Consider the following 9,396-nt stretch of genomic DNA (forward strand, 5'->3'; position numbering starts at 1 on the left):
TGTCAGTAATAGCTGTGGGCTCACAGGCGCTCAAGCCTGTGGACGAGGCTCAGTATGAATGTCCACATCAGCTACAAGGTTTCCAAAACTCCCGACCTGGAACGAGAATTCAACCAGCAAATCCAAAAAGCGGGGAAGCGGCTGCAGGTCTTCCGCTCGGACCTGGTGCATCTGCACGCAATCATTGAAGAAAACAAGGCACGCGAGGGGGTGTTGGTGGCGCTGAACCTGCGGCTGCCCTCCGGACAGTTGGCGGCAAAGGAGAGCGGACCGACGCCCACGGCGGCGATCAAGGCCACCTTCGAACAGTTGGTGGAGCAGCTCACCAAGCACAAGGACATGCTGCGCAATCAACACAAATGGGCGCGGCGACGGCGGGTGGGAAGATTGCGCGCGCGGTCGCAGGTGCCGTTCGAGCAGACGCTTGCCGTGGTGCAGCCGGCCATCATCTCCGGCGAGGACATCTCGACCTACATCAACGCGAACCTGGAGCGGCTGTACCGCTTCGTGGAACGCGAGCTGCGCTACCGCGAGAGCGTCGGGCAACTACGGCGCGACCAGGTCAGCCCGGAAGAGGTCGTGGACGAAGCGGTGGCCAACGCACTGGACAACGGGCAGGAAAAGCCGGAGCTGGTGAGCCTGGAGCCGTGGCTGTACCGGCTGGCGATCCGCGCTATTGACATGGTTGCGGGGCGGAACGGCGAAGGAGTGCCTTCCGTTCCGCTGGACGGCGCTTATCGCGAGACCAATATCTACGACGCGGACGAGTTGCAGATGCAGTTCCATCAGCCCGACGAGGCGGTGAGCAATCGCGATTTCATCGCCGACGCCAAGGCCGCGACCCCGGAGGCGACCGCCGCCAGCGACGAGATGGTCAACCAGGTGGAGTTGGCGTTGCTGAGCGCCATGTCGCAGGACCGGGAAGCTTTTCTCCTCTATGCGATCGAAGGATTCACACCCGACGAGATCGCCCTGATCACCAGTCGGCCGGTGGAGCAGGTGCGCGTCTCCATTGCCCATGCGCGCGAACACTTGCGCATGAGCCTGGTTGTCCCCGATGAATCTAAGAACAAGTTTCTCCAGCAATCGAAAATCGCTTAAATACGCCATTCTTGGCACTTGGGAGTAGTGCATGATCACGCGTGAAAACATCCGTGAGCTATCAGGTTTTGAGTCCCAGGAAGGATGTGCCCTGAGTTTCTACTATCAACCGTCCACTCCCAAAGACAAATCCCACCGCGAGGAACTGATCGTGGTGAAGGACCTGGTGCGGCACGCTCTCCGTGAAGCCGAAAAGAACGGCAAAAACGGCGGCGCGCGCCAGGACCTGGAGAAAATCCTCAACATGGCCGAGCACCTGCACGGAAACGGCGGACGCGCCAAGGTGGTGTTTGCCTCCAGCAGGGACAATTTCTGGCGGGAATACGATTTGCCGCCGCAGTTGAGCGAGACGCGCGTGTTTGTCGACCGGAGGTTTCACCTGCGACCGCTGACCGCGATTGCCGACGTGCTGCCGCGGTTGCTGATCGTGGTGGCAGACAAGAGCAAGGCGAGCTTTTTCGAGCTATGGATGGACGAAATCCACGAGCGCGAAAAGCTAACCAATGAGCTGCCGCGGCGCGGGCGCAGCGATGGCTTCGCCGGGTACGACGCGGGGCACACCGAGCGCCACGTCGAGCACGAGGCGATGCACTGGTACAAGCGCCTGGCCGAAAGGATGAGGGAATTCCAGGAGAGCGGCTACGATCGTTTTCTGGTCGGTTGCCGCGACGAGACCTGGCCGGAGTTCGATCCGTACCTGCACCCGTACGTGCGGCAGCGCTTCGTGGGGCGATTTGCTATCGACCCTGCCGGCGCCACGATCGGGCAGGTGCGGGAAGCGGGCGAGGCGCTGTACAACGAGTTCCGCGCCAATCGCCGCGCCGGCCTGGTGCGGGAAGCCGTGGGCGGAGCGCAGCGCAACGGACGCGGCGCCGTCGGACTGCGCCGCGTGCTGCAAGCGCTGGAAACCGGGGAGGTGCAGACCTTATTGCTGGCGCGCACGTTTGCCGCGCCGGCGGTGCAGTGCGGCAATTGCGGCCACATTGACAGCCATAGCGTGAAGGAGTGCGCCGTGTGCGGGCGCGGGACGGTCGAACTGGAGGATGTATCCGACGCGCTGATCAGGATTGCGATGCGCAAGGGGATTGAGATCATCCACATTCCCGATCATCCCGACCTGGTCGCGGCGGGCGGTGTAGCCGCCGTCTTGCGCTTCCGCGCCGATCAGAACACAGAAGGGAAGAAAGCCGGGTAGCGATCAGTTGTTTTAGCCCTCGGTTTATGCGGTGATGGGTCAGTTTCATTGACCCGCTACCGTTTTTGCCGAGGGCTTTTATTATGTGCCGTAATGTGTCGTGTAAGACTGAGATCAGCCTGATTTTGAGTTTGGAAGCAACCAGCACAACGGGAACGCGGGGTAGAATAAAGCCATGAGTCCAGAAATTTCCGATCTGCTGAGACGGGCGCTCGCACTCCCTGTTGACGAGCGCGCTGCATTGGCCCATACCCTGCTGGACAGTCTTGAAGTCACGGATGAGTCTGTGCAACAGGCTTGGGATGACGAAGTCGCTCGCAGAATCGGAGACCTGAAAGCGGGCAAAGCTGTGACTGTCCCTTGGGAGCAATTGCATCGCGAGCTCTTGGCCATGGTGAATGAGCGCTAAGCGGGTTGAGTACCACCAGGGTGCAATCGCCGATGTTAAGAGTGCAGTGGCGTGGTACCAGAAGCGCAGCCCCAAGGCGGCCTTGGACTTCGTCGAGGAACTGCATCGAGCCGCCGAAACAATCGGTGAAGCCCCGGAACGCTGGCCGGTCGGACGGAACAATACCAGGCGGTTCCTGCTCTGGCGATTCCCATTCGTCATCATCTATTCCGAACAACGGTCCGTAGTCACCATTCTGGGCCGTTGCCCACAGCAGCAGACGACCAGAGTACTGGGGGGATCGCCTTTAATCGTTTGTCCTCCGTGTCTCTGTGCCTCAGTGTTGAACTTGGCCGACAGCCGATGGCTGATCGCTGACAGCTTTGCTATCCTGTCCCGTTTCGACTCCAACTCCGGAGCACCCCATGGCTATCGATCGTCGCACTTTCCTTACCGCCGCCACGCTTGCCTCGCTCGGCCTTACGCTGGAAGCGCAAGAAGTCAAGCAGAAAGGCGGCCGCGCCGCCGAAGCGAAGAGGGACGCACCCGCGGTTGGCGGTCCGCCCAGCAAGCCGGTGATGGTCTCCAGCCGTAATGGGTGGAACGGCATGGACAAGGGCTACCAGATGCTGCTCCAGGGTGGCGACACGCTGGATGCGGTGATCGCTGTCGGCAAAACCCAGGAGGACGATCCCAACGACGATTCAGTTGGGCTCGGTGGTTTGCCCAACGAGGAAGGCGTGGTCGAACTCGACTCTTGCTGCATGCATGGACCGACGCGGCGCGCCGGGTCGGTGGGCGGCGTTCGTTGGACGAAAAATGCGTCGCTGCTGGCGCAGGCGGTGATGCAACACACCGCGCACGTGATGCTGGTGGGCGAAGGCGCCGACCGCTTTGCCCACGCCATGGGCTTTCCCAAGGACGAGCTGCTTACCGAGCGCTCGCGCAAGGCATGGTTGCTGTGGAAGGAGAGCCATCGCGACAGTTGGTGGGGTCCGGGGTTGTCGGATCCGAACTACAAGGTTCCATCCGATGTGCAACCGCCTCCGCCCGCCAGCGCCGAGTGGTGGGAGAAGAAAAGAAGGGAGCTGGAGGAACTGGCAGCCGACCTCGCGATCCCGCTGGAGTGGCGCGGACACTGCATCGATCGCGTGCTTTTCCCGACGCACGGCACGATTCATTGTTCCGCGGTCACGCCCAAGGGCGAGATGTCAGGCATGACGACGACCTGCGGGCTGGCGTGGAAGATTCCCGGGCGCTGCGGCGATTCGCCGATCATCGGCGCGGGCAGCTACACCGATCAGGACGTGGGCTCGGCGGGGGCGACCGGCAGCGGGGAAGAAAACATCCGGGTGGCGGGCGCGCACACCATCGTGGAAAACATGCGGCACGGCATGGCGCCGCGAGAGGCTGGGCTGGAGACGCTGAAACGCATCGCCCGCAATTACCAGCACAATCCCGCCAAGCTGCGGTACGTGGACATGCAGTACTACATCCTCAGAAAAGACGGCGCCTACGCCGGCGTCAGCCTCTGGAGCCATACGGCCTCCGACAAGCGGCGGCAATTCTTGGTGCACGATGGAAGCAAGCGCCTGGAAGACATGCCGTACCTGTTCGCGGGACGTCCGCTGTCGTTTCCGCCGCAAGCGCGCGAGCCCTTCCAGCGGCCGAACTATGGGCCGAGTCAGCCAGAGAAAAAATAAGGGTTCAATGATCCGACGACGCGCCATTCTCCTGCTGATCCTGATTTGCCTTGGGATCAGCTCCGCACTTGCCCAGGTGGGCACGGCTCCGCGGTCGTATAAACAACTCCCCGCCGCACCGCACGCAACCGTCCGCGACGCCACCTTCCAAAGTGCCTCGCTGGGGCGGGAGATGAAGTACCGGATACTCCTCCCCGCAGGCTACGAACGCAGCGCGCGCCGCTATCCCGTTCTTTACCTGCTGCACGGGTTGGCCGGCAGCTATCTCGACTGGGACACCAAGACCCATCTCGAGGAATTTGCGGCGCCGCTGCAGTTGATCATCGTCATGCCCGACGCCGGCGACTCCTGGTACACGAATTCGGCCGCCAACCCGCAGGACCGCTTCGAGGATTACATTTTCAAGGACCTGATTCGAGAAATTGACAAGACCTACCGCACCATCGCCGCACGCCATGCCCGCGCTATCGGCGGGCTCTCCATGGGCGGCTACGGCGCCTTGAAGTTTGCCCTCAAGTATCCCGACCTGTTCGTCTTCGCCGGCAGCTTCAGCGGCGCGCAGACCGTGGCCCACGATCCCGACTTCAAGATTCCGTTCGGCGAGAAGTACAACCAGCAGGTGCGGGAAATCTATGGCGCCTCCGGCAGTCCAACGCGTGCTGCGAACGACGTCTACGCCCTGGCGGAGAAAGCGAACCCAGCCGCACTGCCGTATTTCTGGATTGCCTGCGGAACAGCCGATGGCCTGCTCGACAGCAATCGGGATTTCGTTGCGCTTCTGCAACGGCGCAAGATCGCATACACGTATGAAGAAGCGCCCGGCGGCCACAGTTGGGCATTCTGGGACGAGGAACTTCCGGCCATGTTCCGCGAGTTGTCGCGCCACATGGAACTTGGCCCGGCCCGGCCCGTCCTGCCGCCCATCATGCCAGTCATCCAAAAGCCGTCGCCGCCGCGCCGGCCGTAAACTGCGCTTGGTTGAACTCCGTAGTTTGCCCGCAAGAATCGGATGGCGGCGTAGGGCGCGCGCGTACTCTTTTTCGCGGGTGATTGTCTCGACGACTCCAGCTTCTTCCAACCGAGGGTTCGTGCGTGTACTGTGTCATGCGTGCGTGGCGCTCGCCGGAGGAGCACCTAATGAATCGTCGCGAATTCGTTCAGCAAGTAGGACGCGTGTCACTTGGAGCGATGGCTGCTGGGCTCAGCACAGCCCCTGTCTGCGGTGGAGTCGGCTCGGGATCGTCCTCGAACAAACCTGCAGGCCCCGCAGTCTCAGTATGCACTCCGACGATTGCCCCGCCGCAGAGTCTGCTTACCTGCCGCAATTGGATCTCTTTTTCGCCACCGAGTCCCTTCAATCCAAACCAAAATGTCTTTCCGACCGACAATCAGTTGATTACTGCACTTACCCAGCTTTCTCAGGAAGGATGGCGCGGACTGGTCACGTATTCGCTCGACGGGACATTAGCAGACGTTCCGAGAATCGCGAAGCAAGCTGGATTTGCACAGGTAATCGCCGGGCTGTTTTGGTTTGATGCCGCCCAACTAAGCCGGGAGAAGGCTGCGGCGATGACAGCCCTTCAATACATTGACGCATTCGTGTTGGGGAACGAGGGTCTGAATGCACAACCAATACCACGCTATACGCGCCAGGAATTGAACGACGAACTTGCAGCGTTGCAGGCAAGTACAGGCCGTCCAGTGACTACGAGCGAGCCATTCGGGCAATATCAGTCGGACCATACCTTGCTAAACCTGGGAGATTGGGCTTTTCCAAATATCCATCCGTGGTTTGCGGGGATTCGTGTAATTCCAGATGCGGTGTCGCTTGTCCGAACTTCGTATGAAACCCTGCAAGCCTGGGCGCCGGGGAGAACAATCGTGGTCAAAGAGTCGTGGTGGCCAACTGCCGGCGATCCTGCCGCAACGGAGTCGAATCAGGTCGAGTTCTTTAAGCAATTGGCCGCCAGCAGCGTGAAATTCGTGTGGGGTGAAGCATACGACCAGTTCTGGAAGACGGAACCGGACGGGCAGGGGCCGAATTGGGGATTTCACAAGTCTGATGCCACGCCAAAAACGATTGTTTCGGCGTTGCAGGGGGTATATACCGGCGCTTACTTGCGCAGCCGACTGGTTCAGGTGACGAGCGACTGACGGAGTCCGCGCTTTACGGAGTCCACGCTTCACGTAGTTTGCCCGCAAGAAACGGATAGCGGCGTCTTTTATGCCCGCGTAATCTTTGTCTATGGTGATCGTCATGGATAAGATGCCTAGCCACATTGGTCCGCAGGAATTCTGGCAGGCGGTGCTGCACCGCGACCGCCGCTTCCAGCACCTGTTCGTGTATGCGGTGCGCTCCACCGGGGTGTACTGCCGCCCGACCTGCGCCTCGCGCCGCCCGCGCCGCGAACAGGTCAGCTTTTTCCCCGGGCCTGAGGCCGCAGAGCGCGCCGGGTTCCGCGCCTGCCGCCGCTGCCGCCCGCACGAGAACCGGTTCCGCGACCCGCAGGCGGACCTGGTGCAGCACATCTGCCGCTACATTGACGCGCACCTCGAAGAGCCGGTGAATCTGAGCGCGCTGAGCCGCGAAGCTGGGCTGAGCGCGTTCCACCTGCAGCGCACATTCAAGCGCGTGTTGGGGGTGTCGCCGTTGCAGTATGCGCGGGTGCGCCGCCTGTTGAGCTTGAAATCGCGGCTGAAGAGTGGCGACGACGTGACCTCCGCCATGTACGCCGCCGGGTACGGATCCAGCAGCCGGCTGTACGAACACGCGGCGGAACAACTGGGCATGACGCCCGGCGCCTATCGCAGCGGCGGCGCGGGAACCGAGATCCGCTACGCGATTGCGGGTTCATCGGTCGGGCGCGTGCTGGTGGCGGCTACCGAGCGCGGCGTCTGCGCCGTCCGGCTCGGCGATTCCGACTCGGAGCTGGTGACTGAGTTGCGCGGCGAATTCCCGCTGTCGTCGGTGCGCGAAGATGCAACGGCGCTCGCCGATACCGTGCAGCGCGTGATGGATTGCGTGCACGGCAGCGAGGCGCACCCCGACCTCGCGCTCGATATTCGCGGCACCGCCTTCCAGGCGAAGGTCTGGGAAACGCTGCGCCGCATACCGCGCGGCGAAACCCGCAGCTACGCGCAGATCGCGCGGGCGCTGAAGCAACCGAAGGCGGTGCGGGCGGTGGCGCGCGCGATCGCGTCGAACCCGGTCGCAGTGATCGTCCCGTGCCATCGCGTGGTGCGCAGCGACGGATCGCTCGGCGGTTATCGCTGGGGACTGAAGCGGAAGGAAGAGTTGCTCGCGGCCGAGCGGAACCAGGAGTCGGTAGTCAAGAGTCAGTAGTCAGCGTCTTAGCGTTGCGGACATGAAAACGGCGCCGCTCAGGCAGCGCCGTTTTGAATTGGGGCCAGCGACCAGCGACCATCGCCCATCGACTGTCTTAGGAGAAGCGAATCTTTACATCCTTGTTCTTCTCCAGGTGGATGGCGTCAATGAAGCGCACCTTGCCGGTGGACCTGGTCAGAATGAGTGACGAGGTGCGCACGCCTTCGCCGAAGAAGCGCACGCCGCGCATCAGTCCGCCGTCGGTCACGCCGGTAGCGGCGAAGATCAACTGCTTGCCCGGCGCGAGGTCCTCGGCGGTGTAGACCTTGTTCTTGTCCTTGATCCCCATCTTGGCGATGCGCTCTTCCAGCGCCGGCTTGTCAATCACCAGGCGGCCCAGCATGTAGCCGTTGAGGCAGCGCATGGCGGCCGCGGTGAGCACGCCTTCGGGCGCGCCGCCGGAGCCCATGACGGCGTGCACCCCGGTGCCGATGACGGCCGCGGAAATTCCCGCCGACAGGTCGCCGTCCCCGATCAGCTTGATGCGGGCGCCGGCCCTGCGGATGTCGTCGATTAGCTTCTCGTGCCGCGGGCGGTCGAGCACGATGACCACTAGGTCATCGACATCGCGCTCCAGGCTCTTGGCGATGTTCTTCAGGTTGTCGGCAACGGGCGCGTCCAGGTCCACCGCGCCACGGGACGAGGGCCCAACGATAATCTTTTCCATGTAGCAGTCGGGAGCATGAAGCAGGCCGCCGCGCTCGGACGCCGCGAGCACGGTAATGGCGCCGGGCGATCCGGTGGCGCACAGGTTCGTACCTTCGAGCGGGTCCACGGCGATATCGATCTCCGGCACGGCGGTGCCGTCGGGGAACTCGGCGCCGACGCGTTCGCCGATGTAGAGCATGGGGGCCTCGTCGCGCTCGCCCTCGCCGATGACGATAGTGCCCCTCATCGGTACTGTGTCCATGGTCTGCCGCATCGCCTCAGTGGCGACATGGTCGGAATACTTGCGCTCGCCCTGGCCCATGGTGTGCGCCGACGCGATGGCCGCGTTCTCCACCACGCGCAGAAACTCCAGCGCGAGATCGCTCTCGATGTTGACCCCGAATTGTTTGGCTGCTTTGGTTGTCACCTGTGTAGCCATGGATGCCTCCTACCGGCATTGAACAGAAAGGCAACAATGATGCGCCTGGGCGCAAAGCGGCGTCAATACCGCGCTCCCGGGCGCGGCGGGAATAAATCGGGCGCCGTCCGGTTATCCACCATGCAGAGCGAACGCGGTGGCGCCACCAGTCGCGATCCAGAAAAGAGCGAACAAGAAGGAGAATGTGAAATGAAACCCCAGTTTAGTTCGATCGTTGTCCGCGCCGCCCTAGTCGCCACCGTGGCCGCTGTCCTTTTCGCCATGAGCGGAACGGCTGAGGGGCAGGTCATCAACGCGACCTGGAAGACAGGCAAAAGCGTCACACTGAATATCTCCGTGCCCACAGAGGCTGGCGGCACGCTGCTGCCCCCCGGATCCTATGAAGTCACGGTCCGTAAGTCCGGCGGCGGTTCCGTCGTCGAATTCACGCGCTGGACTTTCAACCCTTCTGCCCCGGAAGGTCTGCCGGTGTGGGACCGCGAGGTGGTGGCCACGGTGAACGCCATTCCGCAGGAGATGACCTCGGTGGCAATGCGC

At 62.3% G+C, this 9,396-nt stretch carries 9 protein-coding genes; 8 read left to right on the plus strand and 1 reads right to left on the minus strand.

The window, feature by feature from the left end; translation table 11 throughout:
• Positions 1-54 precede the first annotated feature (54 nt).
• The 7 genes from LAN64_08940 (at position 55) to ada (ending at position 7,730) form a co-directional block, all read left to right on the plus strand.
• Positions 55-1,101, plus strand: a complete 1,047-nt coding sequence (locus tag LAN64_08940; protein MBZ5567962.1) for a hypothetical protein — start codon at positions 55-57, stop codon at positions 1,099-1,101.
• A gap of 31 nt (positions 1,102-1,132) precedes the next feature.
• Positions 1,133-2,296 (plus strand): hypothetical protein, encoded by a 1,164-nt coding sequence (locus tag LAN64_08945; GenBank protein MBZ5567963.1) that lies wholly within the window; start codon positions 1,133-1,135, stop codon positions 2,294-2,296.
• 175 nt (positions 2,297-2,471) lie between these two features.
• Positions 2,472-2,705, plus strand: a complete 234-nt coding sequence (locus LAN64_08950; protein MBZ5567964.1) for an addiction module protein — start codon at positions 2,472-2,474, stop codon at positions 2,703-2,705.
• A gap of 404 nt (positions 2,706-3,109) precedes the next feature.
• Positions 3,110-4,387 carry a N(4)-(beta-N-acetylglucosaminyl)-L-asparaginase gene (locus tag LAN64_08955; GenBank protein MBZ5567965.1) on the plus strand — a complete coding sequence of 426 codons (1,278 nt, stop codon included), beginning with the start codon at positions 3,110-3,112 and terminating at the stop codon, positions 4,385-4,387.
• A gap of 7 nt (positions 4,388-4,394) precedes the next feature.
• Entirely contained in the window at positions 4,395-5,354 is a 960-nt protein-coding gene (locus LAN64_08960; GenBank protein MBZ5567966.1) for an esterase family protein, read from the plus strand.
• 170 nt (positions 5,355-5,524) lie between these two features.
• Positions 5,525-6,541, plus strand: a complete 1,017-nt coding sequence (locus LAN64_08965) for a hypothetical protein (protein ID MBZ5567967.1) — start codon at positions 5,525-5,527, stop codon at positions 6,539-6,541.
• Positions 6,542-6,653: 112 nt separating this feature from the next.
• Positions 6,654-7,730, plus strand: a complete 1,077-nt coding sequence (gene ada / locus LAN64_08970; GenBank protein ID MBZ5567968.1) for a bifunctional DNA-binding transcriptional regulator/O6-methylguanine-DNA methyltransferase Ada — start codon at positions 6,654-6,656, stop codon at positions 7,728-7,730.
• A gap of 97 nt (positions 7,731-7,827) precedes the next feature.
• Here the strand turns inward: ada and glpX are convergent, their stop codons facing one another.
• Positions 7,828-8,859, minus strand: coding sequence for a class II fructose-bisphosphatase (gene glpX, locus LAN64_08975; protein MBZ5567969.1), 1,032 nt, complete (start codon positions 8,857-8,859; stop codon positions 7,828-7,830).
• Between the two features lie 189 nt (positions 8,860-9,048).
• On the opposite strand from glpX, the gene LAN64_08980 reads away from it, so the two are divergent.
• A partial coding sequence (locus tag LAN64_08980) for a hypothetical protein (protein ID MBZ5567970.1) occupies positions 9,049-9,396 on the plus strand: 348 nt, incomplete at its 3' end.

Source organism: Terriglobia bacterium (assembly GCA_020073185.1).
Classification (GTDB): Bacteria; Acidobacteriota; Terriglobia; order Terriglobales; family Acidobacteriaceae; genus JAIQGF01.

Excerpts from the sequence above, each read along its gene's own strand:
- LAN64_08960 (MBZ5567966.1), top strand. The coding sequence starts at position 4,395 with ATGATCCGACGACGCGCCATTCTCCTGCTGATCCTGATTTGCCTTGGG.
- ada (MBZ5567968.1), top strand. The coding sequence starts at position 6,654 with ATGCCTAGCCACATTGGTCCGCAGGAATTCTGGCAGGCGGTGCTGCAC.
- glpX (MBZ5567969.1), bottom strand. The coding sequence starts at position 8,859 with ATGGCTACACAGGTGACAACCAAAGCAGCCAAACAATTCGGGGTCAAC.
- LAN64_08965 (MBZ5567967.1), top strand. The coding sequence starts at position 5,525 with ATGAATCGTCGCGAATTCGTTCAGCAAGTAGGACGCGTGTCACTTGGA.
- LAN64_08945 (MBZ5567963.1), top strand. The coding sequence starts at position 1,133 with ATGATCACGCGTGAAAACATCCGTGAGCTATCAGGTTTTGAGTCCCAG.
- LAN64_08940 (MBZ5567962.1), top strand. The coding sequence starts at position 55 with ATGAATGTCCACATCAGCTACAAGGTTTCCAAAACTCCCGACCTGGAA.
- LAN64_08955 (MBZ5567965.1), top strand. The coding sequence starts at position 3,110 with ATGGCTATCGATCGTCGCACTTTCCTTACCGCCGCCACGCTTGCCTCG.
- LAN64_08950 (MBZ5567964.1), top strand. The coding sequence starts at position 2,472 with ATGAGTCCAGAAATTTCCGATCTGCTGAGACGGGCGCTCGCACTCCCT.